This window comes from Mesorhizobium sp. M9A.F.Ca.ET.002.03.1.2, assembly GCF_003952365.1.
GTDB lineage: Bacteria > Pseudomonadota > Alphaproteobacteria > Rhizobiales > Rhizobiaceae > Mesorhizobium.
This window is the reverse complement of record NZ_CP034443.1, coordinates 5,846,553-5,873,004: the sequence shown is the minus strand read 5'-3', so window position 1 is coordinate 5,873,004 and position 26,452 is coordinate 5,846,553. Positions and strand designations below refer to the sequence as shown.

Sequence of the window (26,452 nt, the reverse complement as noted above, 5' to 3'; positions counted from 1 at the left end):
CGTCAGGCTCCCTTCATCACGTTTGCCGCGTCCTGGACGGCGCGCACGATCTTGTCGTAGCCGGTGCAGCGGCAGAGGTTCCCGGCGAGGCCGAAGCGGATTTCCTCCTCGGTCGGGTCGGGGTTCTTGGCCAAGAGGTCCTTCGCCGCGATCAGGAAGCCCGGCGTGCAAACGCCGCATTGAAGCGCTGCGTGCTCGAGGAACTTCTGCTGCAGCGGATGCAGCCTGTCGCCATGCGCCATGCCCTCGATGGTCTCGATGCGCCGGCCTTCGGCCTCCGCGCCAAGCACCAGGCACGAGCACACCAGCCGGTCGTCGAGGATGATGCTGCAGGCGCCGCAGTCGCCGGTGCCGCAGCCTTCCTTGGCGCCTGTCAGCCCGAGGCGGTCGCGCAGCACGTCGAGCAGCGTCTCGTCCGGTTGGCAAAGATACTCGAAATTGTCGCCGTTGATTGTCGTTGAGACTGCTACACCAGCCATCATTTGCCTCCTGCACGTGCATAGGCGGTCGTGGCTGCCCGCCTGGCCAGCACACCCGCAACTTTTCTTCTGAATTCGACGGTGCCGCGTTTGTCGTCGATGGGGCGGCAGGCCCCCGAGCAGACCTTGGCGAGCCGCTCAAGTGCTGCTTCGTCCAGCTTCCTGCCGATCAGGGCCTCGGCGGCCTCTTCCACCAGCAGCACCGTCGCGGCCACGGCGCCCAGCGCCACGCGGGCCGATTTGACGACACCTTGCTCATCGAGCGTCAGGTTCACCCCGGCGCTGACCACGGCGATGTCCATCTCCGTGCGTGGAATGAAACGCAGATAGGCATCGCCGGAGCGCGGCGCGCGCCTGTCGAGCAGGATCGCCTCGATGATCTCGCCCTTGGCGAGCGACGTCTTGCCAGGCCCGGTCGGCACGGCCTCCACGGGAACCGTGCGCCTGCCTCCCGGACCGACGACCACCGCCCTGGCGCCTGCGGCTACCAGCGCCGGCACGCTGTCGGCCGCCGGCGAGGCGTTGCAGAGATTGCCTGTTATGGTGCAGCGTCCCTGCACCTGCTTCGAGCCGATCAGCTTCGCCGCCTCGACGACGCCTGGCCATGCCTTGTTCAGGGCCGCGTTCTCTCCCAATACGGCGCAGGGGACCGCAGCACCGATGCTGAAGCCGTCCGCCGTTTCGCGGATTTCACTCAAGCCCTCGATCGTCTTGATGTCGACAATCAGGTCGGGTTCGATAAAGCCGCCTTTCATTCTCACCAGGAGGTCGCTGCCTCCGGCGAGAATGGCGGCCGTGCCGCCTGATCCGGCCAACTGGCCAACGGCATCTTCCATTGAAAGCGGACGTATGTAGCGCATCGTCTCCCCTTGAACATCGAAATCCTGTCGGCCTGTTATAAGGCCTCGGATCGGGATGGCTATCCTCTTCCGCATTCGCGGCGATTGGGCCAGGCGCCGCAAGATCGAGTCCCAAATCTACCGTGCGGACTATATCGCATCAAATCTATGAGTGTCGCGACTACGAAACGGGCAGCCCGAGCGGGAAATCACACGACACCGCTTTAGAGGCACTTTCTCGTTCCAAACGACGAGACAAACGGCAACATATCGGCCATCGTCGGTAGCCAGTTGGCTAGCTCTGAGCCCTGGAGCGCCGGGGCGGCGAGCCTTTCCGGCTCGTTACTCAATTCAGGACGCCGGACTGAACTGGAGCAATTTGAAGCAGTCGCCGCTTCCCGACGCCAACTGCGTCAGGAAGGGTTTCGACCGATCGATCCATTCCTGGTGCGACCTGGCGTCGGCTTCGATCTCGTTGACCGGTCCAAGGTTGACGAAGCTGCGCCCCTCGCTGAAAAGCCAGCACGCACGGCCGAGAAGTCTCCTGCTGCGCTGGCGCAAGAGATCAGCATCATAAAAGATGTCGAGCACCTCCTGCTTGATCTTTCGTTCCTTTTCAGGATTTGCGATCGCAATTTCGATTGACTCTCCGCCGATCGCATCCTGCAAGTCCTTGTAATCGAGGGCGAGCTGAGTGGTGGCATATTTGATCTCGCTCTCATCCCGGACGATGTTGAACCACAGCATGGGATTGAGTTCATTGACGACGAACGATGCTTCGAAATCGCGCGATAAATTCAGGATCTCGAACGCTTGGACCTCAACGTCGCGCTCAACCAAAAGGATACTGGCGACCTGCTTGCCGAGTTCCGCCCCGTGTGCGCTGATCGCGGCGTTCGTCCCACCGAGTTCCGGACTGATGTAGGGCCCGCCATCATCCAGCAGCGCATCGAATTCGCCGAGGTATTCGACGACGGCGGCGCCGCGAGCAATGCGTGCCGCCAGTTTGGCGAGAACCTGCTGGAGCTCGGTTTCGCGTTTGCGCTGGTCCTGATAATTCTGCTGAAAAAGAAGATGAACAGGGAAACGCCAATCCCGATCAGGATCACGCCGAGCTGGGAAAAGATATTGCGATAATATTCCAGCAGCTTTTCGCGATGGCGCATGTCCTGGCGTACGCTGTGTGCCACTCGAGCATTGACGATCAGCGAAAGGATCAGAAGCCCGGCACCGACCAGGATGAGGCCGCCGATGAGGAAATAGCCATGGCCCGAGCTGAAATCCATTCTTTTGCCGCGCCCCTGAAGCCCTGATCGCGCAGATTAATACCATTCCGCTTCAACACCTATGTTTTCGTAGGCGCGTCAAACCCGGAAATGCGCGACGTGATGTCTGGCAGATCCGCCGACGCGCTCATCGAAGCCAGCGTGTCGATGATGGCTTCGAATGCGCCCGCATTGCCGAGCCGGTCCGCGTTCCTCAGCCATTCAAGGACGGCGCGGCGAGGGCGACTATTCTACTATCGCGTCGCGAGCCTGCTCGACGGCATCACCGTGTCGACTGAATATGTTTGCGCCCGGACTCCGATCTGTGGAGTATCACTCGGTTGCGGCCGGTTTGCTTGGCAAGATAGAGTGCCGCATCCGCCTGACGCTGTAACTGCTCCGGTGAGATGGCCTCGTCAGCCGCCTGGACCGCAACTCCAATGCTGAGGGTGACGCGGCGCGACACGCGAGATGCAGGGTTGGGAAGAGCGGCGGCCTCAACGCTCTCACGAATTCGCTCAGCCACAGAGATGGCTTCTTCCTCGTCCACCCTGGGCAGGAGCACGAGGAATTCTTCGCCGCCGTAGCGGGCCACGTGATCGCAATCGCGCCTCACGTTTTCCCGGATAATGCTGGCGACCTCGACCAGACAGCGATCGCCCTCTGCATGGCCGAGGTGATCGTTCAGCTTCTTGAAGTGGTCAATGTCGCACATCAGCATAGCGGCACCGTCGGGGCATTTTCTGCCACCGCCCCATAGGTGGTCGAGCGTTTCCGTCATCCAGCGCCGGTTGGCGATGCCGGTGAGCGGATCGGTACTCGCCAGGAGCTCCAGCCGATCGTTCGCTTCCGCCAGTTCGGCGACTCTGCGCCGGTCGCGAAGCTCAAATAGGAAAGTCTTCTGAGCGAGAATTGTCATGATGCGCCGCGCCGCGACCGTTGCGAAGATACCGCTGGCAAAAAACAACGTCGCAGCCACGGCGCTCCCAAATTCGATGCCCGGGTTCTGCAGCTGAAAACCGAGATAGAGACCGAGCGCCACGGCGGCAATAGTCACCGTCCAGGCCAGCGGGATGCCAAAGATGATGATGGCCGTGATGGCCACGAACAGCATGACGTTCAAGTGCCGTTCGTAGAACTCGCCACCAGCGCTTACGCCGACCAATGCAACCGACAACAAGATGAGAAACATTCCCGCGATCAGCGAAGCCCCTTGGAGCCAAGGCGCCTGCGGCTTTCGCCAGACCAAGACGACGACCAGAACGACGGGCGGAATGATGGCGCCAGGCAGGAGCATGGACAGCGCGATCGCCCTTGGAAGCATCAACATGTTGAGCGCCAGCGTCAGCACATCCAAGAAAGCCACCCAGATCATCCAGGCGCGGATGATTTTTGCCGTTTGCGACCAGACACGTGCTCGAAACAGGCGTTTGATCTGGCCTTTGAGGCGGATATCGCGCGTGCGGCGCGCCAGAAGTCGGTCAACTTCTGCAGTTATGGCAGGGTCATCCTGCACTTCGAGGTGCATCCGATCTGACAATCGATTGGCCCTTAAACTGCTTTCTCCTGAACATCCATCCGAGTGATCCGGTCGTCGGCGATGGGCAAGGATGCCAAGTTATCCTGAAGATTTGATTTCTAGCGGAAACTGATTTGCGTATTCAGTTGTAACCCCACGGTAAGCAACCGTGTAGGGCTGCATCGTTGATCGCGACTTGCTCGTGGCGAACGCGAACGTCCGTTCAGGGCAGCGAGCGGCAACCGAAGTTGCCACAGCCGAGCACCTCGCGGGCGTCGATCCCAGCAGCGGCGCGCAGTATTTGCCTTAACGTGGGAGAAGCAGAGAGACCTTGACGCGTGGTGCGAAAAAGCAACGCAAATACAGCTGATTAGCGACGCTCGCAACTGAAAGACCGCATTGGTCACGGATCGTCGTAGCGCTGCCCAGAAGGAAGGGCATGTCGACCTGAGCCCTTGCGCGAAGGTCAGCTTTGGAAGCGCCGGGAATATCAAGAAATGGCGAAAAGCGGACTACGTTCTAGCGCCGCGCTTTCGGCGGCCCAGCCTTCACTCGCCACCCTTCGCCGATTTCGCAGCCCCAAACCGCAGCCCGTCCATCAAGAGCGAGACCAGCCGGCGCGAGCGGTCGCGCCAGTCCTCGGTGTCGGGCGCCGAATAGATGCCGCCCAGCGCGTGCAGCACATCGGAGGCGTCGACGTCGCCGCGGATCGAGCCGTCGGCCACCGCCGCGTCGACCAGCCGCCGCAAGGCTAGCGACACCCTGCCGGACATGTCCGAGAACAGCGTGGAATTGGTGTTGAGCAGGATACGCAGGCTTGTCGCCAGGCCGCGCTTGGTGGCGATGTAGTCGACGAAGCGCTGCATCCATTGTTCGAGCGCGACGTCGGGCGGATGATGCAGGGCGAGCTCGTCTGCGGCGTGGCACAGGCTTTCCACTTCGCGCCGGTAGACCACCTCGACCAGATGCTCGCGCGTTGGAAAATGCCGGTAGAGCGTACCGATGCCGACGCCGGCCTGGCGCGCGATCTCCTCCAGCGAGGCATCGACGCCATGCGCCGCAAACGCCGCCGCCGCTACCTCGACCAGCGCGTCGCGGTTGCGCTGGGCATCGGCGCGCAGCGGTTTTGTCGCTGCGGCTTCGGCCTTGTCTCCAAGCATGGCGGGCGGCGGCGAGGTCAATCTTCTCTCCAATATCGGTCCGGGCTTGAACCGGGCAGGGAGGATCCGGCAGGCCCCGTTAATATAGTCACGGGATCGAGTATGTCATGTGCTTCGGGCCCGCAAGCCTGCCCCCGGCCGCGACCGGCTGCCAATGCAGATCGGCAAAATGCCATGGCCGGACACCGGCTAGGCAGAAAGGCTCAGCTTGAACCTGTCCGTATCCTTCATCCGGCCTTGCCTGGCGATCAGATGGTCCGTCAGCAGATTTTCTTCGATGGGCTGTGACATGAAAAACCCTTGAGCGCTGTGACATCGCTCGGCGATCAGAAAATCAAGCTGCGTTTCGTTTTCCACGCCCTCCGCCACAACGGTCAAACCGAGGGAATTGGCCAGCGCGATAATGCCTCGAACGATGTTCTGCTTCTTCTTCGACGATTCCAGACCGCTCAAGAACGATCGGTCGATCTTCAATTGATCCAGATTGAAATCGGCAAGGTAGCCGAAACTTGAATAGCCGGATCCGAAATCGTCGAGTGCCAGGCCGACCCCGATATTTCGAATTTCCGCCAGGGCGTTCAAGGCGTTTCGGCTGTTCTGGATAAATACCCCTTCCGTTATTTCCAGTTGCAGGCGTGACGGCGGCAGTCCGGTCTGTCGCAACACCAGAAGGAGGTGGGCGAAGTATGCATCGTTTTGAAGGCTTTTGCCCGAAAGATTGACCGAGCAAACGAAATCATCGGCGGAAAAAGGCACCCATCGAGCTGCCTGCAGGCACGCCTTGCTCAACACAACCTTGTCGATTTCCAGTATCAGGTCGCTTCGTTCGGCAGTTGGAATGAACGACACCGGCAAACGAATCGCTGCCGCAGCGGGGTCGCGCCAACGCACAAGCGCCTCGGCGCCGGTCATGCGGCCGGTCGCCAGCTCGAATTGCGGTTGCCAAACCAGGAAGAACTCGTCGCAGTTGAGTGCCCGCTTGATGCCGGCTTCCTCGCCAAGCTGCATGTCGAACCGACTGAGGATCGCAGGCGAAAACGTGACGAAGCCAGAGCGTCCTTCCGCTTTGGCGGCATAAAGAGCGCTGTCTGCGTTGCGCAACAGGGTGGAAATATCCGAACCATGCTCGGGAAAACATGCCATGCCGATACTGGCTCCCATGCGCACGTGATGGCCTTCGAGTTCGGCAAACCGGTTCAATCGCTCCCGAAGCCGATCTCCGAGAGCATCCGCTGCGGCGTGCCGGTCCCCGATCGCCATGATGGCAAACTCGTCTCCGCCCAAACGGACAGCGACCACTTCGCCCGGCCGTTCGACCGATTGCAGGACTTCGGCCACGGCTTTCAGCAGCAGATCACCGATGTGATGACCGAACGTATCGTTCACGCTCTTGAAATGATCCAGATCTATCAGGAAAAGCCGGAGCTGCTTGCCGGCCAGCCGTGCCCGGTCCAGCATCAAGTCCCTGTTGGCTGACATCCAGGCACGATTCTTCAATTCCGTCGTCGCGTCGCGCCAGGCCAGAAATTCCAGTTTCTTTATCGTTTCCCGACGACCGATGAGCAATACGGCAGTTCCGATCGCCAGCAGCGACAAGACCGCCAGGACGAATGCGATCTGGTAGTTGAATCTATTCAGGCTTTTTTCTGTCGAATAGAGATCTACGTTGACCTCATCTCCATATTTATAATATTCGTCATTCATCCTCTCGACGAGATGCTCGAGTTCCAACCCCATTTCCTTCAGGCTCTTTTCGTCGAGAGGCAGCCCGGCCGCAATCATGGCATCAAGCCGTGTCACCGCGTCGACGACACGCGGCACGATGCCTGCATAGGCGGGAATTTCGCTCGTTGTCCCGGTGCCGTCGATCCGCTTGAAACGAATGTAGACCAGGTCGTTGGCCGTCGATAACTGCGCGAGGCTGTCCGCGGACCCGGGGGCGGCCTGGGCGAGCGAAGTCATGTCCCGGAGGTGGGTTACATCGCGTATGGCAATGTGGAATTCGCGGATGGCGAAGAAGCCGAACCGGGGCAGCGACGATTCAATCTTGCTGAGGCTGAGAAACAATACGATGATCAAGACGGCCGAGCAGGCTACCGCAGCCGCAATCGCGGTCCCGTAGGTGAGCGGAACGCGCCAGCCTTTCGGTCCAAACCGTACCATGCGAGCCACGCCGGATCTCGATTAGTCGCCGGGCTCGAGCGTCTTGATCAGCCAGACCCATCGTGGTTTGCGGATTGGCGTATCGAAGGCAGGATGGTCATTGAGCGGATAGACCAGCCGGGTCGGACCCTGCGTGCGCCGGGTCAGCAACTTTCCGTCCTGGCGGGTGGCAAGCAGGAGAGGACCTTCCGTCCAATCTTCCTGTGGAATTATCTGCACGTAGTCGTCCACCGCCCGCAGAGTCACGGAATCCTTGTCTTCCAGTCCAAAGAGCTTGAGCATATCGCGGAACAGAACGCCTTCAAATGTAAGCTGCCCCTTTTCAAATGGACTTGGGGTGGTGACCCTGTAGAGACCGAGCTTTTCCAGCTGTCGCAACGTGACTGGAATTGACTTGCCGTCCCTCTGAACATTGAAGGCCACCGTGTCTGGCGGCTCCGGGAGATCAGCGGGCTCCAACGCCCTCGCCGGCAGAATGCCAAGCGCCAAAACTGCCAGCATGATCAGACTGCGCCTAAGCGGCAAAAGTCCTGTGTTGAGCAAGGATGACATGCAGCAATCCTTTCCTTCTCGATAGGCCTGTATCCAGCCATTGCCTGAGCTCCATTTTCGGACAGACTGGTTACAGTGCGCAGACTGGTCACAGTGCCATCAATGTCTAATTTTTCCGTTAGCTTTTGTTCAGGCGGGCGGAACCGCTATTCTGGCGCTGGTTCTTGAGGCCGCGGAAGGTCAGATGGTTTCAAACCGGTAGCGGACGAGAATTTCCAGCCACAGTGAATTGCCGAACGAATTCGGCTCCGCCGACGTTCTGGTGTCGAACGTGCAGCCGATTTAGGCGTTGTCGCTTCCGTTTAACGATGCGCGCGCAGCGGCTTTGCGGGTTCGTCTCAAAGCGCGGCGGGGCGGCTGCGAAGCCAATTTTTTCTCCCACTGCGAATACAGGGCTTGAACCGCGCCTGGTCAGCCCCCACGTAATAAACGGAGGCACCTCCGTTTTAGTGGAGCACCTTTATCATATAATCAGGGGAACCGGTATGTCACGCGTTGAGAGCCTGCAGGCCAAGACTTTCCCTGTCCGCTGGAGAGTGGCGGTGTCGGCGGAACTGCCAATCTCCCCCCTTGCGGGAGAGATCGGCCGTCACCCCGCTTTCGCCCTTTCAGACCTAGCCATCTGGTGACCTTGCCGCTCGCCGGCCGGGTATCAGATCATTCCCCCTCCGCGTCAAGCAACTGGAGCCAGACGCTATGACAAGCAAAACCCCCATCCATCTCACCATCAACGGACATCGCCATGAACTGCAGGTCGAGCCGCGTGTCACGCTGCTCGACGCCTTGCGCGACCATCTCGGCCTGACCGGCACCAAGAAGGGTTGTGATCAGGGTCAATGCGGCGCCTGCACCGTGCATGTCGACGGCCAGCGCGTGCTGGCCTGCCTGACGCTCGCCGCCCAGGCCGCCGGCCGGTCGATCACCACCATCGAAGGGCTTGCCGAGGGCGACGGCACGCTGCACGCGGTGCAGGCCGCTTTCCTCGAACAGGATGCCTTCCAGTGCGGTTATTGCACGCCGGGCCAGATCATGTCGGCCGTCGCCTGCATCCGCGAGGGCCATGCCGGCACGGACGACGAGATCCGCGAATACATGGCCGGCAATCTCTGCCGCTGCGGCGCCTATCCGCACATCGTTGCCGCCGTGCGCCAGGCAGCTACGGAGGTTGCGTCATGAGGGACTTTTCGTATCTGCGCGCCAATTCCATCGATGCGGCACGCCAGGCGGCGGCGCTGCCGGGCGCCATGCTGCTCGCCGGCGGCACGACACTCATCGATCTCGCCAAATGCGGCGTCGCCGAACCCGACACGGTAGTCGACATCACCCACTTCGAGGGACTGGACGCAATCACGGTCGACGACCGGGGCGCCACGATCGGCGCGCTGGCAAGGATGAGCAGCATCGCCGACCATGCCGAGATAAAAAGACGGTTCCCCGCCGTCTCGGAAGCGCTGTGGCAAGCGGCCTCGGCGCAGCTCCGCAACATGGCGACCATCGGCGGCAATCTGATGCAGCGCACGCGCTGCCCGTATTTCCGCGATCCGGCGAATTTCCCCGCCTGCAACAAGCGCTCGCCCGGCAGCGGCTGCTCGGCGATCGGCGGTGTCACCCGCGGCCATGCGGTGCTGGGCACCAGCGATAGCTGCATCGCCACCTATCCGGGCGATCTGGCGACGGCGCTGGTCGCCTTCGATGCGGTGGTCCATCTCGGTGACCGTCAGGTCGCGGTCGACGATTTTTTTCTCCTGCCGGGCGCCACGCCTGAGCGCGAGCATGCGATCGAGCCGGGCGAGGTGATCACCGCGATCAGCATTCCGGGCTCCGAAGCAGCCCGGCGTTCGACCTATCTGAAAGTCCGCGACCGACAGTCCTATGAGTTCGCCGCCGCAAGTGCCGCTGTCGGCATCGAGTTCGAGGACGACGCAAGGACGATCCGCGACCTGCGCGTGGCGCTTGGCGGCGTCGCCACCAAGCCGTGGCGCGCACGCGCCGTGGAAGAGGCGCTGAAGGGCAAGGTGCTGGAGCCGGACACGGTCAGGCACGCCAGCCTGCTCGCCGTCGAGAGCGCCGTCGACCACGGCGCCAACCACTACAAGATCGAACTGGCGCCGCGCGTCGTCGCCCGCGCCATCCTCAAAATGGGAGAGACGGCATGACCGTTCACGAGATCAGAACCCGACATGGCGATTCGAAAAGGGGCGACGCTTCCGACGGCGCTGTCCTGGCGGAGGCGGTGGGCGGGCGGCTGTCGCGCGTCGACGGGCCGGCCAAGATCACCGGTGCTGCAAAATACGCTGTCGAGCAGCAGCTCGACGGGCTGAGCCACGCCGTTCTCGTCGAGAGTACGATCGCCGCCGGCCGGGTGCGTTCGATCGACACGGCCGCCGCCGAGGCAGCACCCGGCGTGTTGCTGGTGCTGACGCCGGACAACGTGTTGCGCCTCAACACCGCGACGGACTGGCTGGGCACGCCGCCGCCGGATGTTCCCTATTGCCCGCTGGCGCGCGACATCACCTTCAGCGGCCAGCACGTCGCGGCGGTGGTTGCCGAGAGTTTCGAGCAGGCCGTCGCGGCCGCGGCACTGGTCAAGGTCGCCTATGACGAGACGCCGGCCATCGTCGACCTTAGCGACGCCAAGGCCGGCGACGGCATTGCGATCGACACGATGACCAAGGAGTGGGGCGATGCGCAAGCGGCTTTCGCCGCCGCCCCGGTCAGGATTTGCGCCGCCTACAACACGCCGCGTGAATACCAGGCGCCGATGGAACCGCATGGCCTGATCGCACGCTGGCAAGGCGACCGGCTGACGGTGTGGGAGCCCAGCCAATGGCTCGACGGCATGGCGCGGACCTATGCCGAATGGTTCGGCGTGCCGTTCGAGAATGTGCGCCTGGTCTCGCCCTATATCGGCGGCGGTTTCGGCTCCAAGGCGTTCGCGTACGGCTACGGCGCGGTGGCGGCGATGGCCGCGAAGATGCTCGGCCGACCGGTGAAGCTCGCGGTCACGAGGCCGCAGACCTTCACCGCCTATGGCGGACGGGCGGCGACGCGCCAGACGGTGGCGCTCGGCGCCGACGCCGAGGGACGGATCCAGTCGATCGTGCACCGCGGCGTCAACGAGACCTCGGTCGACGGCATGTGGGTCGAGCCGCTCGGCTCGGTCACCTCGATCATGTATGCGACGCCGAATTTCTCGTCGCGGCAAAATGTCGTGCGGGTGAATACGGTGGTGCCGGGGGCGTTGCGAGCGCCCGGCGAGAACCCGAGCGCCTTTGGCATCGAAAGCGCGATCGACGAACTCGCCTACGAGGTCGGCATCGATCCGCTGGAAATCCGGCTCAGGAACTACGCCGAACAGGATCCGGAGGTGAGAAAGCCGTGGTCGACACGACAGCTGCGCGAGGCCTTCGCGGCCGGCGCCGAGGCCTTCGGCTGGTCGAAGCGCAGCCTTCAGCCGCGCGCGATGCGCGATGGCAACCAGCTGATCGGCTGGGGCGTTGCCGCCGGCACCTATCCGGTGCGGCGCGCCTATGGCGAAGCTGTCGTGCGCATTCTCGCCGACGGCTCGGTCGAGGTCGAAAGCTCGTCGATCGACATGGGGCAGGGCACCTATACGATCCTGGCGCAGACCGCCGGCGAAGTGGTGGGCGTGCCGGCTGAAAACGTCGTGGTGAAGCTGGGTGACTCCCGCTATCCCCGCGCCGGCGTCACCGGCGGGTCACGGCTGGCCGGCGTGATGACCGGCGCCGTGCACAAGGCGGCAAGTGCGGCGCTCGACCAGCTGGTCGGGCTGGCGATCAGCGATCCAAATTCGCCGTTCCATGCGCTGCAAGCCAACACGCTGGTCGTCGCCAACGGCCGCATAAGGCCACCGCGCGGCGACGGTCCGGAGGTCTCCATCGCCGAACTGCTCGGCAGCGTCGGGCGCGACCGGATCGAGGCGATGGGCGACACCATGCCGGCCAACTCCACAGTCGAGGATCGCTACAAGAACTACACGACCATCGCGACGGCACTATCCCATACCGAGGGCGACTATTCCCGCCACAGCTGGTGCGCGCATTTCATCGAGGTGCGCGTCGACGAGGACTTTGGCACGGTTCGCGTGTCGCGCGTGGTGTCGGCGCTGGATTCGGGCCGGCTCTACAATCCCAAGCTCGCCGAAAGCCAGTGGAAGGGCGGCATCATCATGGGCATCGGCCAGGCGCTGCTGGAGGAAGGCATCGTCGACCGCCGCCACGGCCGCATCGTCAACAACAACCTGGCCGACTATCTCATCGCGACCAATGCCGACATTCCCGACATCGAGGTGATCTCGGTCGGCATCCCCGACCTGCATTCCTCCGTGCTCGGCGGCAAGGGGGTGGGAGAGTTGGGCATCGTCGGCGTGGCGCCGGCAATTGCCAATGCGGTGTTCCACGCCACCGGAAAAAGGGTAAGGGACCTGCCGATCACGCTGGAGAAGCTGATCTAGCTGCTAAAGGGGGAGGGTCGTGCGAAGCACCCCCCTCTGTCCTGCCGGACATCTCCCCCTCAAGGGGGGAGATTGGCAGCTTCGGCGCTCCGCCAGCTCTCCATCGCTTGTGGTTGGCGAAAGCGGTTGAGCGATAATCTCCCCCCTTGAGGGGGAGATGTCCGGCAGGACAGAGGGGGTGCTGTCCCGCCAGCCTGAGGAGCGAAGCTGCGGACTCATAAAAGCGAAGCGACAATCGGATGGCGCCAAGGCCATGCTCTGGTTGAAACTCGCTGACGGCCTGCCGACACGTTTTGGGCCTGACTATACGAAATAGCTAACTCACTTCTCCACCGCGAAGCGGGGGAGAGGAACCGAGCTGGAATGAAACCGCGCTCCGCCTTTTCCAGGCTCACCATGTCAACGTAAGCGCAAGCTTGCCGAAATGCCGGCCCCCGGCTGCCATATGCGTGTAGGCTTCGGTCGCTTGCTCCTCGCTGTAGACCGTGTCGATGACCGGATCGATACGGCTGGTGCCGATGGCGCGCGCGGCATCGCGCAGATCGGACACCGAACCGGTGTTGTTGCCCACCAGTTTGAGCGCCTTGATGATGATCGGAAACAGGTTTGCGGTGGCCTCTGCGCCGGTGACGAAGCCGATGACGAACACCGTGCCGCCCGGTGCCGCGGCATTGATGGAGCGGGCGAAAGTGGCCGAACCGCCGGTCTCTACGATAAGGTCGGCGCCGAGGCCATTGGTCAGCTCGAGCACCTTGGCATCCCAGTCAGGCGTCATGCTGTAGTTGATCAGGTGGTCGGCGCCCAAGGCCTTGGCGCGCGCCAGCTTTTCGTCCGACGACGAGGTGATGATGACGGTGGCGCCGGCTGCCTTGGCCAGCTGCAGGGTCAATATCGAGACACCGCCGGTGCCGAGCAGGACGACGACCGACCCGGGCCCGGCATCGGCGGCGCGGATCGCATTCCACGCGGTGGTCCCGGCGATGGGCAGCGTCGCCGCCGCCTCGAAGGACAGGTGCGCCGGCATCGGTACGACGGCGTTGGCCGGCAGTGCCACATATTCGGCGAGTGATCCGGGCAGCGTCACGCCGCGCATCTCGCTGGTCTCGTACGGCCGCGGGCGGCCGCCGATCCAGTGCGGCTTTGCATGAGCCATGACGCGGTCATTGACTGCAAGCCTCGACACACCCTCGCCTATGCCGACGATCTCACCGGCGCCGTCGACGACCGGTATGAGCGGAAAGCTCGGACCTGGGTAGTTGCCGCTCGCCACCGCCACGTCGACGAAATTCAGGCTTGCCGCGCGCAGGCGGATCAGCACTTCGCCGCGCTGCGGTTCAGGTGTGGCAACGGTGGCCGCGCGAAAGGCGTCCAGTCTGGGGGCAGTCAGTTCAATGGCTTTCATGTCTCACTCCGGTTGCTGGGCCGATTGACGGGCCAAGATGGGATTGAGCGAAACTAGCTGCTGCGCTATTGGTGCATAATCCTTGATTTCCGCATTTGAGACCTGCGTCTTATGCAGCAATTGAACGAACCGGCGGCACTGGCCGAAATGGCCGCCTTCGCGGCGATCGCCGACGCACGTTCCTTCACCAAGGCGGCGGCTCGCATCGGCCGCGACGCGACAATCCTGTCGCGTCGTCTTGCCTCGTTAGAGGAGCGGCTGGGCGTGCGGCTGCTGCACCGGACAACGCGCAGCGTGTCGCTGACCGAGGCGGGATCGGACTTTCTCATCCGCGTCCGCGCCATCCTTGCCGCGATCGACGAAGCCGAGGCTGCCGCATCGGCGCATTCAGGCGGCAGGCCGCGCGGGGTGCTGCGGCTGGCTCTGCCCGGCTCGTTTGGGCGCATGTGGATCGGCCCGCTGCTGCCGCAATTTCTCGCTGAATTTCCAGACGTCCACATCGAAGCCGAGTTCTCCAATCGCTTCGTCGATCTCGTCGCCGAGAATTTCGATGTCGCCATCCGTCTCGGCGCGCTGGAGGACTCGCGGCTGGTGGCGCGCAAGATCGCGACACGGCGGCGGCTGCTGTGCGCCGCGCCGTCCTACCTCGCCCGCCGGGGCACGCCGTCTACGCCGGAGGCACTTCTGGAGCATAGCTGCCTCGGCTTCTCGGGCTTCCAGACCTTTCCGACCTGGGAGATGACCGACGGCACGGGCAGACGCGTCCATATCGACGTCTCGGGGCCGCTGGTCACCGACGATGCCGAGGTGCTGGTCGAAGCCGCCGTGCAGGGCGTCGGACTGATGATGAGCACGGATTGGCTGGTCGGACGCGAACTCGCCGACGGCCGACTGGTGCCAGTGCTCGAAGATTGGACGCTTGCCGACGAGGGCGCTGTCTATGTCGTTACACCTTCGGCCAAGGGGCAAGCGGCCAAGACACGCGCCTTCGCCGACTGGATCGGCAAACGCTTTGCACCCGTCCCGCCGTGGCGTAGCTGAGGGGTGGAAAGCTGCCGATGGCACTCCCCTGCACATTGGCGATTAGCGAAGGCGGGGATGAGGGGGGATGTCGTCTCTGCTTTCGCCAATCGCAAAGGGCGCCCTCACTTCCCAGCCTGCTGTTTCAGGAACTGGCTGAGCAGATCCACCGGCAGCGGGAACACGACTGTCGACGAGCGCTCACCGGCGATGTCATGGAGAGCCTCGAAGTAGCGCAGCTGCATGGCCTGCGGTTCCTCGGCCAGCATCTTGCCGGCCTCGACGAGTTTTGCCGCCGCCTGCTGTTCGCCGTCGGCGTTGATCACCTTCGCGCGCCGCAGCCGTTCGGCCTCGGCCTGCTTGGCGATGGCGCGGATCATGTTCTCGTTGAGGTCGACATGCTTGATCTCGACATCGGAGACCTTGATGCCCCAGGCATCGGTTCGCTGATCGAGGATCTCCTGGATGTCGCTGTTGAGCCTGTCACGTTCGGCCAGCATTTCATCGAGCTCATGCTTGCCGAGCACCGAGCGCAACGTGGTCTGTGCCAGCTGGTTGGTCGCGGCCATGAAGTCCTCGACCTGGATGACCGCCCGCTCGGCATCGACGATGCGAAAATACAGCACCGCGTTGACCTTCACCGAGACGTTGTCACGCGAGATCACGTCCTGCGGCGGCACGTCCTGGACCACCACCCGCAGATCGACCTTCACCATCTGCTGCACGAAGGGGATGAGGATGATCAGGCCAGGCCCCTTGACCCCGGTGAAGCGGCCGAGCGTGAAGACGACGCCACGCTGATATTCCCGCAGGATGCGAATGGCCGCGGCAAGGAACATGAGCACGACAAGCGCGAGTACCAGATAGGCCACATACGCGGTGATCATTGCCTTGCTCCTTTGCTTCGCGCATCGCGGCGCCGTATCGTCAGCACGAGATCCCTGACATCGGTCACCTCGACGCTGTCGCCCAATGCAAGCGGTTCGTCGGCTTTTGCCCGCCAGCGCTCGCCCCGGGCAAGCACGTGGCCCTCGCTGCCCTCCCAGTCGAGGACCTTGGCCGGCAACCCCTGCATGGCCTGTGCGCCAACACGCGGAGCGTTCCTGCGCGCGGCCCAGAGATAGCTGCCGGTCAGGAGCGCCAGGCCAAGCGTCAGGGCGGCGGCGATGCCCATGACGGTCCATGACATCTCGAAGCCGGGCCCCTCGGTCTTGAGCAGCATGGCAGCGCCCAGCAGAAACGCAGTCACGCCTCCCAGCCCAAGGACCACGGTGGGGTTGAAGGCCTCGACGACCAGGAAGATGATGCCAAGCAGCATCAAGGCAAGGCCGGCATAGTTGATCGGCAGGAAATTGAGCGCATAGAGCCCGAGCAAGAGGCAGATCGTGCCGATCACACCGGGCGCGACCGCGCCCGGGCTCGTGAACTCGAAGACGAGACCATAGACGCCGATCAGCATCAGGATGACGGCGATGTTGGGATCCGTGATGACGGCGAGAAGCCGGATGAGCCAGCCGGGCTCCAGCGTTTCGACCGGCAGCCCTTTCGTCGCCAACACCTCTTTCCTGCCGGCCACTTCCACCGTCCGGCCGTCGGCCAGCCGAAGCAGTTCGGTCGTGTCGCGGGCGACGAAATCGACGACATGCTCCCGCAGCGCCGCATTGGCCGACAGGCTGGCCGCCTCGCGCACGGCCTTTTCACCCCAATCGGCATTGCGCCCGCGCAGTTCAGCCAGGCTGCGGATCAAGGCAACCGCGTCGTTCGTCGCCTTGGCCGTCATCGCATCGCCCGGCGGCGGTCCGGTGGCGTTCTTCTCGTCCTTGCCCGCCTCTGAGCCTGTGCCGTCGTTCTTGTCGTCGCCGTCGCCGGGAAAGGATGGCAGCGGTCCGCCAAGCTCGACGGGCGTTGCCGCACCCAGATTGGTGCCGGGCGCCATCGCCGCCACATGGGTCGCGTAGAGGATGTAGGTTCCGGCGCTTGCCGCATGCCCGCCGGCGGGCGCGACATGGCCGATGACGGGCACCGGCGAGGCGAGGATGTCGGCGATCATCTCGCGCATCGAGGTGGCCAACCCGCCGGGCGTGTTCATCTGCAGGATGAGAACCTCGGCGTTTCGCTCCGTGGCGACCGCCAGCGCTTCATTGAACTGCCTGGCGCTCGCCGGACCGATGGCGCCGTCTATCTCGACGCGCAGCGCAATCCTGTCCTGGCCGCTCGCTTCTCCGGCTAGGAAAGAAGGGCAAACGACCATGACGGCCACGAAAGCCGCCGCAAGCAGGGCTGCATGCGCGAGTTTCACGCTCAAAGCTCCATACTAGGGATATGGGCTCGATTTTGCCGAAATCCATGATGCGTCGCGCGCAGCGGCGCAATGGCGAGATCGGCAGCTTCGCAACCCGATTGGCAGGAAACGGGTGGTTTGCACCCGTTTCTCACCCATCTTATGGCAGGAGCCCGCGAAGCCGGAGGAGGCAAAGCCATGACCATCCATTCGATAGGTTCGAAAGCAGCGGTCCGATCGGCACGGGCGCGCGTCGCCGGATATGATTGGCAGGCGTTGGCCGGGGAGATGAGCGGCTATGGCTGCGCGGTGATGGAAAAGCTGCTGACGCCGCAGGAGTGCAGGCAGATCGCGACGCTCTATCCGGACGAAAGCCATTTCCGCAGCCATGTCCATATGGCGCGGCACGGCTTCGGCAAGGGCGAGTATCGTTACTTCAGCTATCCCTTGCCGGAGCTGATCGGCGGCCTGCGTACCGCGCTCTATCCGCGCCTCGCCGCGGTCGCCAACGACTGGAACGAGCGCTTGGGGCTTGCCCAGCGCTACCCGGACGAACACGCGGCGTTCCTCAAGCAATGCCACGACCAGGGCCAGACGCGGCCGACGCCGCTGCTGCTGCAATATGGTCCCGGCGACTTCAACTGCCTGCATCAGGATCTCTACGGCGATCTTGCCTTCCCGCTGCAGGTGGCGATCCTGCTGTCCGAACCGGATAAGGATTTCACCGGCGGCGAGTTCGTGCTGACCGAGCAGCGTCCGCGTATGCAGAGCCGCGCCGAGGTGGTGCCGCTCGGCCTTGGCGACGCGGTTGCTTTCGCGGTCCACAATCGCCCGGTCCAGGGCGCAAGGGGCAATTACCGGGTCAATCTCAGGCACGGCGTCAGTCGGCTTCGCTCCGGCATGCGCCACACCGTCGGCATCATCTTCCACGACGCGAAGTAAGATTGTCGTGGACTTCGCAGGGGCTGCGTAGAGGCGGCTGGCTGCTCAGGCCTGAAACGCTGACCATTCATCGGCGCTGGGATGGTGTGCCTTGCCTTGGCAAGATCGCCGGGCTGCAACGCGCCGATCACGCACGAAGCGCGGGCTTGCCAAACGATTCTCCAGGGTAAGTGCGGCGGTTGGAAAGATTCGAATACAAAGAGTCGCCCCCACAAGATCTTGTCATCCAATCGTTAACCAAAGTTCATACGATCAGCGATGTTGTTTCTCGGCCGGCGTTCGTTCGCCGGACGGATGACTGTTGATATCTGCCAAGGCTGAAAAGTAGCTACCTGTTTGCGCAGTATAGTGGGGGATCGTCATGATGCTTTCAGCCGGCTTTGCTTCACTGCGGGGTGCATGGGCGAAGATAACGGGATCGGGCGGCGCCATCACGCTTGCTGTTGCCCTGGTGATCGGGGCCGCTGCGCAGGCCGAGCCCATTCGCGGCGCCGGATCGACACTGGCCGCCCCGATCATCGGCAAATGGGCAGCGGCCTACGAGAACGCACGCGCCGATGGCGGCGACTATGTTTCGCCCGATTGGAAGGTTGACTATGAAATCGTCGGCTCGCTCGCCGGCGTCCTGCGTCTCGATCAGCCGGACATGGACTTTGCCGCGACGGATGCGCCGATCAACACCGACGAACTCAGGAAAGCCGGCCGCCAGCAGTTTCCGATCGTGATGGGCGCCATCGCCGTCGTCATCAATCTCGACGGCATTGGCCCGGGCAGTCTTCGCCTGACGGGGCCGCTTCTCGCCGACATCTATCTGGGCAAGATCCAGTCATGGTCCGATCCCGCGATCAAGGCGGTGAATCCGGATCTGACGCTCCCCGATCTCAGGATCAGCGTCCTTCACCGCAAGGATGGCTCCGGCTCGACCTTTGTCTTCACGCAGTATCTGTCGGCGGCCAGCGAGGAGTGGAAGGCCAAATACGGCGCCGATACGCTGATCTCGTGGCCGCTCGGCACTGACGCGGAAGGCACACTGAACCTCATTCGAGCCGTGCACGACACGAAAGGCGCGATCGCCTATGCCGAATCCGGCCAGGCCCAGCGCGCAAACCTTTCCTACGCCCTGATCCAGAACAAATCCGGCAAGTTCGTCAAGCCGGAGCCGGAGGGCGTTCAGGCTGCCGCAACGTCCATCGACTGGGCGCAAACGACCGATTTCTTCGCCTCGCTGACCGACCGGGACGGAGATGCCGCCTATCCGATCAGCACGGCGGTGTTCGCGGTCGTTCAGGTCTCGGGACGCTCGGAACATCGCTATCGTCGCGTGCACGACCTTTTCCGGCTCGCTTTCGCACAGGGCGCGGGCGACGCCGCCGCGCTCGGCTATGTGCCGCTGCCAAAGGCGCTCGTCGACCAGATCGAACAGTACTGGGCAAGGCAGGGGTCCGTCGGAAACTGAGCCGGGCTGCTTCGCGCAGCAACTGAACCGAACGTCATATCGCGCCGCGGTGGCGGCTTGTTGGGGACTGCGTGACATGGACATAGATATCTTCAAGGACATCCTCGTGCCGGTGATCGGCGGGTTGGGCATCTTCATGCTCGGCCTGGATTTCATGGCAAACGGCATCCAGGCGCTTTCGGTCAACCGGATGCGCGCCTTTCTCGCCAAGGCCGCGGGAACGCCGATCAAGGGCGTGCTGGCGGGAACGCTGATCACCGGCGTCATCCAGTCGTCGACGGCGATGAGCGTCATGGTCGTCGGCCTGGTCAATGCCGGCGTGATCGCCTTGCGACCGGCGATCAGCGTGATCATGGGCGCCAATATCGGCACCACGCTCGGCAACGGCCTGATCGCTCTGCCGCTCGGTCCGCTCGGATTGATCCTGGCCGGCGTGTTCTCGCTGGTCTACTGCTTCGCCAAAAGCGAAAAGGTCAAGAACATAGCGCTCACCTGCATGGGCTTCGCGCTGATTTTCTATGGCCTGAACCTGATGACCGGCGGCCTGCGCCCGCTTCGCAATCTGCCCGAAGTCATGGCCCTGCTGCAAACGCTGACGGCCGATTCCTACCTAAACCTTCTCAAATGCGTGTTCATCGCCGCCGGTGTGACCGCCATGATCCATTCGTCCTCGGCGACGATCGGCATTGTCATGGGACTTGGCGCCGCCGGCATTCTCGACTGGACAACGGCGGTCGCCTTCTCGCTCGGCGCCGATCTCGGCACCACGATCACCTCGTGGATGGCTTCGCTCAATCTTTCGAAGAATGCCAAGCGGACCGCTTACGCGCACATCTCGTTCAACATCATCGGCGTGTGCATCACCATCCCGCTGTTCTTCGTCTCCATCGAGATCCTGGCGTGGGTCATGCAGTTCTTCGGCGGCGACCCCGCCGTTCCGGTGATCGTCGACGGCAAGGAGACCTTTCCCCTGGTGCCGGTCGCGGTCGGCGTCTATTCGACCTTCTTCAACATCTTCAACACATTGTTGCTATTCCCGTTCATCGGTGTGTTCGAGCGGGTTCTGTCGCGTGTCGGGCATACGGATGACGAGGACGCGGAGGATTTCTCGACGCCGAGATTCCTCGACCGCAAGCTGGCCGGCGATTTTGCCAGGGCCGTTCCCGCCGTTCAGCAGGAGACGGCCCGCCACCTCCAGGCCGGCGCCATGTTCCTCGACATCGCACGCTCGTCCAAGAAGGCGCCGTCGGATCCGGGCGAGCACTATCTCGCAACCGACATCCTCAGCCGCGATATCCGTGCCTACACCGCTGATCTGATGAAGGAGGATCTGCCCTACGACCAGCTCGATCTGATCGCCAGCCTGATCGAGGAGGCGGATTTCACGGCTGCGCTGACGGAATCGATGCATCAAGTGGCGCGCCGCGTGCGGCGCGAGAAGTTCAGCAGTCCGGCGCAGGCCATCGTCGACGTCGCGTTGAGCAAGCTCGATGTCTCGCTGCGGGAGATCTTGCCGACTTACGGCATCTCCGACCCGCAGATGCCGGCCGGCCATGTCAATCTCCCGGAGGTCGAGGAACTGCGCGCCCGCACGCTGGCGCTCGGACCGAATGCGGGCGCCGCCGAACGCGGCACGATCCTGGCCCTGCTCGGGTCCATCGAGCGCGCGGAAATCCTGATCCAACGCATCGATGCCGAGCGCAAATCGGTCAACCGGCAAAGCGTGCTCGCCCGTGCCTCGGCCCGCAAGGAGACCAAACCGCAGTCGATGGGCGATCCCGGTCTCAGCCCGGTCCCGGCCGAGTAACGGCCCGAGTTGCCGAGTCGGCGCCGCTCCTTCCCTTCTCCCCTTCCTTCTTGGGAGAAGGGAGAGCGATGCGTTTTCACTCAGGCCGCAAACTGCACCAGCTCGTCGGCCGAGAGGTGGCGTGCCTTGCCCTTGGCAAGGTCGCCGAGCCGCAAGGGGCCGATCGCCACCCGCACGAGGCGAAGCACTTCCACGTCATGCGCGCCGAGCAGGCGGCGGATATGGCGGTTGCGGCCCTCGTCGAGGGTGATTTCCAGCCATGTGGTGCTGGTGCCGCTGCGCAGGATTTCGATCGACCGCGCCGTCAAAAGCTCGCCATCGGCCGTCACGCCGGCGCGCAACCGCGCCAGCAGGGCCTCGTCGGGCAGGGCGCCGATCTGCACGTGATAGATCTTGGCGACGTGCGAGGCGGGGTCGAGCAGGCGCTGTGCGAAGCGCGTGTCGTTGGTCATCAGGAGCAGGCCCTCGCTGGCCTTGTCGAGGCGGCCGACCGGCGACACGAAGGGCAGGTCGAGCCCGGCCAGGCAGTCATAGACGGTGCCGCGGTCCTGCGGATCATCGCGGGTGGTGACCAGTCCGCGCGGCTTGTTGATCATCAGATAGACCTTGCGCTCGGCGACGACGCGGCTGCCGTCGACCTCGATGCGGTCGCGGCCGGGATCGACGCGCATCGAGCCGTTGCGCACGACCTTGCCGGCGACCCGGACGCGCCCTTCGGCGACCAAGACCTCCGCCTGTTTGCGCGAGCACAGGCCGAGCTTCGACAGCGCACGGCAAAGGCTGACACCCGGCGGACTGATCGCGGTGTTGAAGGATGGGCGTTGCCGGCCGGCGCTCGGCCGTGGCGTCACCATTTTGCGCGATCGTTCCGGCAAAGGTCAGGACTTCCCCGCCAGCCCGGCCTGGGCGAGCGTTTCCATGCCTTCGCCGAGGTGCCTTCTCAGCAGGCGAACGGCCGCCTCGGTATCGCGGTGGCGGCATGTATTCAATAGATCCCAGTGCTCCTCCTGCGAGCGGCCGCGATAGTTGAGGTTGGACAGAAGAACGCGAACGTAGCGGTCGGCCGCGTTGTGATGGGCTTCGATCAGGCCGAGCAATCGGGCGTTGCCGCAGGCGCTGTAAAGGGCCAGGTGAAAGGCGCGGTTCAGCGTTCCCCAGCGGCCGACATTCGGTTCGGCGTCGATCTGCTTGAGCACGTGGCCGGCCTCGTCGAGCTTCTCCTTGGCGAGATTCGGGACCGAGAGCCGCAGCGCTTCGCTTTCGAGCAATGCGCGGACCGCAAAAATCTCCCGGATCTCGGCGGCGTCCATCCTGGCGACATGCGCGCCCTTGGTTGGATGGATCGAAACGATGCCCTCGGCTTCGAGCTGGCGAAGGGCGTCGCGGACCGGCATGCGGCTGAAGCCGAAGCGCTCGGCAAGGTCGTCCTGACGCAGCGGCGTGCCCGCCGCCAGGCTGCCGTCGGCGATCGATTCGCGCAGCACATTCGCCACCTGTTCCGCCACGGTCTGCGGTTTTTGCATCAAGCCTTCGCCAAGTCCACGCAAATCGATTCTCCCTATCACTTGAACCTTGCCTAACAGAAAGCCGCTTGCGTGGATATCTGTATTCTCGTATACGAGTATCCGAAAGCGGGTATCCGCAGAGGGAATTCATGTCACTCGCATCGGGCCGTGCAGAACAATCGGGCTCCAACAACAGACCGGTCGACGCAGTCGTCATCGGCGCCGGCATCGCCGGCTGCACGCTGGCTTACGAGCTGGCGTCGAGGGGCGTCACAACGCTCGTTCTCGAACAGGCGATGATCGCCGCCGAATCTTCAGGACGCAACACTGGCACCTTGCTCAGCGGCCCGCAGACGCAAGTGGTCGAGATGCTCGATGGCTGCGCGGCAATCTATGAGGCGCTTTCGCAAGGACCGGTGCCGTTCGAGTTCGGCAAGATCGGCCACCTCCTCATCTCGGAGGACGAGGCCAGCTTCGAGGCGGCCGGCACTGTCGCCGATCGCTACCGCGCCGCCGGCATCGCCATGGAAAGGATCACCGGCGCGGAGCTCGCGCGGGATCATCCGCGCATCGGCTTCAAGGTGGCGGGCGGCTATCACGTCGGCCGCGCCTGGACGCTGGAGCCGATGGGGGCGACGCATGCCTTCGCCCACGCCGCCCGCGAGGCGGGTGCCGTGATCAAGACAGGGCTTCGCGTCGCCCAAATTTTCTCGAAGGGCGGCAAGGTCCAGGGCGTGCTGACCGATCAGGGGATCATATCAGCCGATCTCGTCTTCATCGCCAACGGGCTATGGATGTCGGACCTGCTGCGGCGGACCGTCGGCGACGGGCCGCTTCCCGGCCTGCCGTTCACCGCCGGCCGCGGCTGGCTGATCCAGCTCGGCAAGCTCGACTTCGACCTGCCATGGATCGTCGAGGAACTGACATGGCCGGACCAGGAAGAGCTGGGAAAACGGATGAGCCTCGCCGGCCTTGCCGACGTCGCCGACCAGCGGGACGACCAGCCGGCCGTCGAGGCCATCTGTCTCAATCCGATGCGCGGCGGCGATGCGCGGCTCGGCGCATCGGTCCAGCCGGCCTTCCGCGATCTCGTCCGCAACACGGATATGGCGAGCCGGATCGCTAGCCGCACGCTGCGCATGCTGCCTGGCCTCGGCTCGCCGCGGGTTAGCAACGTCTATCCCGGCAACCGGCCGATGCTCTCCGATGGTCTTCCGGTCGCCGGCAGGACCGCCGTCGAGGGGCTGTTCGTGCATGGCGGCATGGGCTCGATCGGCATGCATGCAGCACCGGCCACGGCGCGTTGGCTGGTGGAGGCCGTGCTTTCGGGCGACGGCAACCCGGCGCAGCAATGGCTGCGCCCGGGGCGTTTTCCCGGCTGGGGAAAATGAGGGCTTGCCGCTGTGCCGCCATTGTGACTTGAGACGGCGCGCCTCTCAAACAGATTCACTTCTGGCTTGCATCGTATTGAGACAAAAGAGAATTTAATGCCGGCATTGCGGGTCAGCGCCCCCTCTGTCCTCCCGGACAGGGGGCGTCGGAGAGCACCTCGATTGCCTAAAGCGCGTCGCGTCGAAACGGATTCATGCGACGCGCTTTAGATCTTTGTTTTTATGCGTGCCGTTGTCCCAAAACCGAGGTCACTTTTGGGCGACATGCATTAATATTGCGGAAGGTGGCCGAGCGTCAGGCGCACTTGCAGCGTCAGGGAAGTGGTCGCCCGTCTTGGGCGCCATTTCCCTGGCCCTCGACGTGGTGCCTGGCTGATCGCCAGTAGGTTTACGACCGTCAATTCGGTGCGTGGTCGTCCAGCGCCTCGACAACGAAAGACGCTGCAATCAGGTCGTCGGCATACAGCCGTAGAGAGCCTTCACTTCCTCCCATGATGGCAGCAACCTTCTGAAAAGTTTTCATCTCGTGCTCGGTAATCCCTGTGCTTCGCATCTTTGCCTTGAGATCAGCGACGCGCAGGCTGAGCGTATGGGACGTTCCAATTTCACGGTTCGACATGATAACATGCTCCTCCCCAACCCATGCTTATTGCTCCTCACCGGTATTCGCTCGCCGCCCATGTTGCCTAAATATGAGGCATTGCGAATACAGCGCCCCGAACGCGTGATGCGAAGGAAGGTTCCAGCGCAACACGGTCACGAAATAATACGACGCGGCCGGCGGCCGGCAAGCTATCCGTAGGAGGGTAGCGGATCGCAGGGCGGGCTGACGGTTTTCTCGGCGCTGTGGGACACGCAGCAGCAGCAGAGTGAGTCCAAAAGCATTGACTGTATCCCCGGGGGGAGGATACGAAAGAAGCATGTCCGAAGGCATCCACCATTCGCATCCCGCTATCGTGAAGCGTCTGAAGCGCGCGCAGGGTCACCTTGCGGCGGTGCTGTCCATGTTCGAGGCGCATCGTCCCTGCGTTGATCTGGCGCAGCAACTCCATGCCGTGGAAAGCGCCATCAGCAGCGCGAAGCGCGAACTGATCCACGATCATATCGAGCACTGCCTGACGGACACCGCGGAAACGGGCGGCAACTCGCTGGCGGAACTCAAGCAGCTGGCGAAATACCTGTGAGCGCTCTCGGCGCGCGCATTCTCGACTGGCTCGGGTTCGGGGCGCGCGATCATGCCGTACACGGTCACGACCACGGCAACGGGGGGCATGGCCATACCCACGGGGTCATCGATGCGACCATAGCGACGACCGACCGGGGCATCTGGGCGATAAAATGGTCGTTCGTCATCCTGGCCATCACGGCGGCGATGCAGATGGTCGTCGTGGTGCTGTCGGGCAGCGTGGCGCTGCTGGCCGACACGATTCACAACATCGGTGACGCCACCACCGCCATTCCGCTGTGGATCGCGTTCATGCTGGCCCGCCGCAAGCCGTCGCCGACATTCACCTACGGCCTTGGCCGGGTCGAGGACCTTGCCGGGATCATCATCGTCGTGATCATCCTGTTCAGCGCCATCGTCGCCGGTTATCAGGCCATCGAGCGTCTGATAAATCCACGCGTGGTGACGCATCTTGGCTGGTTGACGGCGGCAGGCATTGTCGGCTTTCTCGGCAATGAGGCCGTCGCCGTGTTCCGCATCCGCGTCGGCCGGGAAATCAACAGCGCCGCACTCATTGCCGACGGCTACCACGCCCGCACCGACGGCCTGACCAGCCTGGCCGTGGTCATCGGGGCGCTCGGCGTCTGGCTCGGTTTTGCGCTGGCCGACCCGGTTGTCGGCCTGCTCATCACGCTGGCGATCTTCGGCATCGTCTGGCAGTCGGCGCGTTCGGTGCTGACCCGCATGCTCGACGGTATCGAGCCTGGCGTCATCGGCGAAATCCGCCATGCCGCCGCGCATGTGCCGGGCGTGCGCCTCGTCGACGCCAAGGCGCGGTGGATCGGTCACAAGCTGCACGCCGATATTGCCATCGCCGTCGAAGAAAGCCTGCCGATCTCCGAAGCGAAGAAGATCACCACGGCGCTGGAAGACGAGCTGTTCGAGCACATGCCGGCGCTTGCGGCGGCCAATATCAGGTTTGCGAGCGCGGATGCGGATCGTCGCCATGAACATGCTCACAATGAACATGCT

Annotated in this window: 23 protein-coding genes and 1 pseudogene; 11 read left to right on the top strand and 13 right to left on the bottom strand. The window is 63.3% G+C overall.

Annotation, left to right across the window (positions count from 1 at the left end):
* Positions 1-2: 2 nt before the first annotated feature.
* The 3 genes from EJ066_RS28555 to EJ066_RS32260 form a co-directional block, all read right to left on the bottom strand.
* Positions 3-479 carry a (2Fe-2S)-binding protein gene (locus EJ066_RS28555; protein WP_126043241.1) on the bottom strand — a complete coding sequence of 159 codons (477 nt, stop codon included), beginning with the start codon at positions 477-479 and terminating at the stop codon, positions 3-5.
* The gene (locus EJ066_RS28550; RefSeq protein WP_126043240.1) at positions 479-1,339 is read right to left on the bottom strand and encodes a xanthine dehydrogenase family protein subunit M; all 861 of its coding nucleotides are present in this window, start codon (positions 1,337-1,339) and stop codon (positions 479-481) included. The genes EJ066_RS28555 and EJ066_RS28550 overlap by 1 nt, the downstream gene beginning before the upstream one ends.
* A 330-nt stretch (positions 1,340-1,669) precedes the next feature.
* On the bottom strand, positions 1,670-2,158 hold the full coding sequence (locus tag EJ066_RS32260) for a hypothetical protein (protein WP_245455008.1): 489 nt from the start codon (positions 2,156-2,158) through the stop codon (positions 1,670-1,672).
* Here EJ066_RS32260 and EJ066_RS32255 point away from each other — a divergent pair.
* A complete protein-coding gene (locus tag EJ066_RS32255) occupies positions 2,132-2,455 on the top strand; it encodes a hypothetical protein (RefSeq protein ID WP_245455007.1) in 324 nt (107 codons plus the stop codon). The genes EJ066_RS32260 and EJ066_RS32255 overlap by 27 nt on opposite strands.
* Before the next feature lie 411 nt (positions 2,456-2,866).
* On the opposite strand, the gene EJ066_RS28540 is transcribed toward EJ066_RS32255, so the two are convergent.
* From EJ066_RS28540 to EJ066_RS28525, 4 genes are all read right to left on the bottom strand, one after another.
* Entirely contained in the window at positions 2,867-4,111 is a 1,245-nt protein-coding gene (locus tag EJ066_RS28540; RefSeq protein ID WP_126043239.1) for a diguanylate cyclase, read from the bottom strand.
* A 539-nt stretch (positions 4,112-4,650) separates the two neighbouring features.
* Entirely contained in the window at positions 4,651-5,262 is a 612-nt protein-coding gene (locus EJ066_RS28535; protein WP_126044089.1) for a TetR/AcrR family transcriptional regulator, read from the bottom strand.
* A gap of 189 nt (positions 5,263-5,451) precedes the next feature.
* Positions 5,452-7,425, bottom strand: coding sequence for a bifunctional diguanylate cyclase/phosphodiesterase (locus EJ066_RS28530; RefSeq protein WP_245455242.1), 1,974 nt, complete (start codon positions 7,423-7,425; stop codon positions 5,452-5,454).
* Between the two features lie 21 nt (positions 7,426-7,446).
* On the bottom strand, positions 7,447-7,977 hold the full coding sequence (locus EJ066_RS28525; RefSeq protein ID WP_126043237.1) for a molybdopterin-dependent oxidoreductase: 531 nt from the start codon (positions 7,975-7,977) through the stop codon (positions 7,447-7,449).
* 696 nt (positions 7,978-8,673) lie between these two features.
* Here EJ066_RS28525 and EJ066_RS28520 point away from each other — a divergent pair.
* Genes EJ066_RS28520 through EJ066_RS28510 form a run of 3 tightly spaced genes read left to right on the top strand, consistent with a single transcriptional unit; the run spans position 8,674 to position 12,451 of the window.
* Positions 8,674-9,153, top strand: a complete 480-nt coding sequence (locus EJ066_RS28520; RefSeq protein ID WP_126043236.1) for a (2Fe-2S)-binding protein — start codon at positions 8,674-8,676, stop codon at positions 9,151-9,153.
* Complete coding sequence (locus EJ066_RS28515) at positions 9,150-10,133, top strand: xanthine dehydrogenase family protein subunit M (protein WP_126043235.1); 984 nt, start codon at positions 9,150-9,152, stop codon at positions 10,131-10,133. The genes EJ066_RS28520 and EJ066_RS28515 overlap by 4 nt, the downstream gene beginning before the upstream one ends.
* Positions 10,130-12,451 (top strand): xanthine dehydrogenase family protein molybdopterin-binding subunit, encoded by a 2,322-nt coding sequence (locus EJ066_RS28510; RefSeq protein WP_126043234.1) that lies wholly within the window; start codon positions 10,130-10,132, stop codon positions 12,449-12,451. Before EJ066_RS28515 ends, EJ066_RS28510 begins: the two co-directional genes overlap by 4 nt.
* Positions 12,452-12,842: 391 nt before the next feature.
* Here the strand turns inward: EJ066_RS28510 and EJ066_RS28500 are convergent, their stop codons facing one another.
* Positions 12,843-13,853, bottom strand: coding sequence for an NAD(P)-dependent alcohol dehydrogenase (locus EJ066_RS28500; protein ID WP_126043233.1), 1,011 nt, complete (start codon positions 13,851-13,853; stop codon positions 12,843-12,845).
* A 111-nt stretch (positions 13,854-13,964) separates the two neighbouring features.
* On the opposite strand from EJ066_RS28500, the gene EJ066_RS28495 reads away from it, so the two are divergent.
* Positions 13,965-14,894 carry a LysR family transcriptional regulator gene (locus EJ066_RS28495; RefSeq protein WP_126043232.1) on the top strand — a complete coding sequence of 310 codons (930 nt, stop codon included), beginning with the start codon at positions 13,965-13,967 and terminating at the stop codon, positions 14,892-14,894.
* Between the two features lie 104 nt (positions 14,895-14,998).
* Here EJ066_RS28495 and EJ066_RS28490 read toward each other — a convergent pair whose 3' ends face one another.
* Both EJ066_RS28490 and EJ066_RS28485 read right to left on the bottom strand, forming a co-directional pair.
* Positions 14,999-15,760: a slipin family protein gene (locus tag EJ066_RS28490; RefSeq protein ID WP_126043231.1), complete on the bottom strand. Its 762-nt coding sequence runs from the start codon at positions 15,758-15,760 to the stop codon at positions 14,999-15,001.
* Complete coding sequence (locus EJ066_RS28485) at positions 15,757-17,124, bottom strand: nodulation protein NfeD (RefSeq protein WP_126044087.1); 1,368 nt, start codon at positions 17,122-17,124, stop codon at positions 15,757-15,759. Before EJ066_RS28485 ends, EJ066_RS28490 begins: the two co-directional genes overlap by 4 nt.
* Positions 17,125-17,352: 228 nt before the next feature.
* Between EJ066_RS28485 and EJ066_RS28480 the strand changes: the two genes are divergently transcribed.
* The 3 genes from EJ066_RS28480 (at position 17,353) to EJ066_RS28470 (ending at position 21,359) form a co-directional block, all read left to right on the top strand.
* Positions 17,353-18,096 carry a 2OG-Fe(II) oxygenase gene (locus EJ066_RS28480; protein ID WP_126043230.1) on the top strand — a complete coding sequence of 248 codons (744 nt, stop codon included), beginning with the start codon at positions 17,353-17,355 and terminating at the stop codon, positions 18,094-18,096.
* Positions 18,097-18,457: 361 nt separating this feature from the next.
* Entirely contained in the window at positions 18,458-19,552 is a 1,095-nt protein-coding gene (pstS, locus tag EJ066_RS28475) for a phosphate ABC transporter substrate-binding protein PstS (protein ID WP_245455006.1), read from the top strand.
* Positions 19,553-19,628: 76 nt separating this feature from the next.
* Positions 19,629-21,359, top strand: a complete 1,731-nt coding sequence (locus tag EJ066_RS28470; protein ID WP_126043229.1) for a Na/Pi symporter — start codon at positions 19,629-19,631, stop codon at positions 21,357-21,359.
* Positions 21,360-21,439: 80 nt separating this feature from the next.
* Here the strand turns inward: EJ066_RS28470 and EJ066_RS28465 are convergent, their stop codons facing one another.
* Together EJ066_RS28465 and EJ066_RS28460 are read right to left on the bottom strand one after the other, a co-directional pair.
* Positions 21,440-22,213 carry a pseudouridine synthase gene (locus EJ066_RS28465; RefSeq protein WP_126043228.1) on the bottom strand — a complete coding sequence of 258 codons (774 nt, stop codon included), beginning with the start codon at positions 22,211-22,213 and terminating at the stop codon, positions 21,440-21,442.
* A 24-nt stretch (positions 22,214-22,237) separates the two neighbouring features.
* Positions 22,238-22,882, bottom strand: a complete 645-nt coding sequence (locus tag EJ066_RS28460) for a GntR family transcriptional regulator (RefSeq protein ID WP_126043227.1) — start codon at positions 22,880-22,882, stop codon at positions 22,238-22,240.
* A gap of 131 nt (positions 22,883-23,013) precedes the next feature.
* Here EJ066_RS28460 and EJ066_RS28455 point away from each other — a divergent pair, with 131 nt between their 5' ends.
* Positions 23,014-24,255, top strand: a complete 1,242-nt coding sequence (locus EJ066_RS28455) for an FAD-dependent oxidoreductase (RefSeq protein WP_126043226.1) — start codon at positions 23,014-23,016, stop codon at positions 24,253-24,255.
* A gap of 397 nt (positions 24,256-24,652) precedes the next feature.
* Here EJ066_RS28455 and EJ066_RS28450 read toward each other — a convergent pair whose 3' ends face one another.
* Positions 24,653-24,874 carry a hypothetical protein gene (locus EJ066_RS28450; protein ID WP_126043225.1) on the bottom strand — a complete coding sequence of 74 codons (222 nt, stop codon included), beginning with the start codon at positions 24,872-24,874 and terminating at the stop codon, positions 24,653-24,655.
* Positions 24,875-25,175: 301 nt separating this feature from the next.
* Between EJ066_RS28450 and EJ066_RS28445 the strand changes: the two genes are divergently transcribed.
* Together EJ066_RS28445 and EJ066_RS28440 are read left to right on the top strand one after the other, a co-directional pair.
* Entirely contained in the window at positions 25,176-25,439 is a 264-nt protein-coding gene (locus tag EJ066_RS28445; protein ID WP_126043224.1) for a metal-sensing transcriptional repressor, read from the top strand.
* Positions 25,440-25,456: 17 nt separating this feature from the next.
* Positions 25,457-26,413 (top strand): annotated as a pseudogene (locus EJ066_RS28440) (cation diffusion facilitator family transporter); the annotation flags it as partial.
* Positions 26,414-26,452 lie beyond the last annotated feature (39 nt).

Coding starts and splice junctions, on each gene's coding strand:
- EJ066_RS28555 (WP_126043241.1), bottom strand. CDS start 479: ATGGCTGGTGTAGCAGTCTCAACGACAATCAACGGCGACAATTTCGAG.
- EJ066_RS28550 (WP_126043240.1), bottom strand. CDS start 1,339: ATGCGCTACATACGTCCGCTTTCAATGGAAGATGCCGTTGGCCAGTTG.
- EJ066_RS28540 (WP_126043239.1), bottom strand. CDS start 4,111: ATGCACCTCGAAGTGCAGGATGACCCTGCCATAACTGCAGAAGTTGAC.
- EJ066_RS28535 (WP_126044089.1), bottom strand. CDS start 5,262: ATGCTTGGAGACAAGGCCGAAGCCGCAGCGACAAAACCGCTGCGCGCC.
- EJ066_RS28530 (WP_245455242.1), bottom strand. CDS start 7,425: ATGGTACGGTTTGGACCGAAAGGCTGGCGCGTTCCGCTCACCTACGGG.
- EJ066_RS28525 (WP_126043237.1), bottom strand. CDS start 7,977: ATGTCATCCTTGCTCAACACAGGACTTTTGCCGCTTAGGCGCAGTCTG.
- EJ066_RS28520 (WP_126043236.1), top strand. CDS start 8,674: ATGACAAGCAAAACCCCCATCCATCTCACCATCAACGGACATCGCCAT.
- EJ066_RS28515 (WP_126043235.1), top strand. CDS start 9,150: ATGAGGGACTTTTCGTATCTGCGCGCCAATTCCATCGATGCGGCACGC.
- EJ066_RS28510 (WP_126043234.1), top strand. CDS start 10,130: ATGACCGTTCACGAGATCAGAACCCGACATGGCGATTCGAAAAGGGGC.
- EJ066_RS28500 (WP_126043233.1), bottom strand. CDS start 13,853: ATGAAAGCCATTGAACTGACTGCCCCCAGACTGGACGCCTTTCGCGCG.
- EJ066_RS28495 (WP_126043232.1), top strand. CDS start 13,965: ATGCAGCAATTGAACGAACCGGCGGCACTGGCCGAAATGGCCGCCTTC.
- EJ066_RS28490 (WP_126043231.1), bottom strand. CDS start 15,760: ATGATCACCGCGTATGTGGCCTATCTGGTACTCGCGCTTGTCGTGCTC.
- EJ066_RS28485 (WP_126044087.1), bottom strand. CDS start 17,124: ATGGTCGTTTGCCCTTCTTTCCTAGCCGGAGAAGCGAGCGGCCAGGAC.
- EJ066_RS28480 (WP_126043230.1), top strand. CDS start 17,353: ATGACCATCCATTCGATAGGTTCGAAAGCAGCGGTCCGATCGGCACGG.
- pstS (WP_245455006.1), top strand. CDS start 18,458: ATGATGCTTTCAGCCGGCTTTGCTTCACTGCGGGGTGCATGGGCGAAG.
- EJ066_RS28470 (WP_126043229.1), top strand. CDS start 19,629: ATGGACATAGATATCTTCAAGGACATCCTCGTGCCGGTGATCGGCGGG.
- EJ066_RS28465 (WP_126043228.1), bottom strand. CDS start 22,213: ATGGTGACGCCACGGCCGAGCGCCGGCCGGCAACGCCCATCCTTCAAC.
- EJ066_RS28460 (WP_126043227.1), bottom strand. CDS start 22,882: ATGCAAAAACCGCAGACCGTGGCGGAACAGGTGGCGAATGTGCTGCGC.
- EJ066_RS28455 (WP_126043226.1), top strand. CDS start 23,014: ATGTCACTCGCATCGGGCCGTGCAGAACAATCGGGCTCCAACAACAGA.
- EJ066_RS28450 (WP_126043225.1), bottom strand. CDS start 24,874: ATGTCGAACCGTGAAATTGGAACGTCCCATACGCTCAGCCTGCGCGTC.
- EJ066_RS28445 (WP_126043224.1), top strand. CDS start 25,176: ATGTCCGAAGGCATCCACCATTCGCATCCCGCTATCGTGAAGCGTCTG.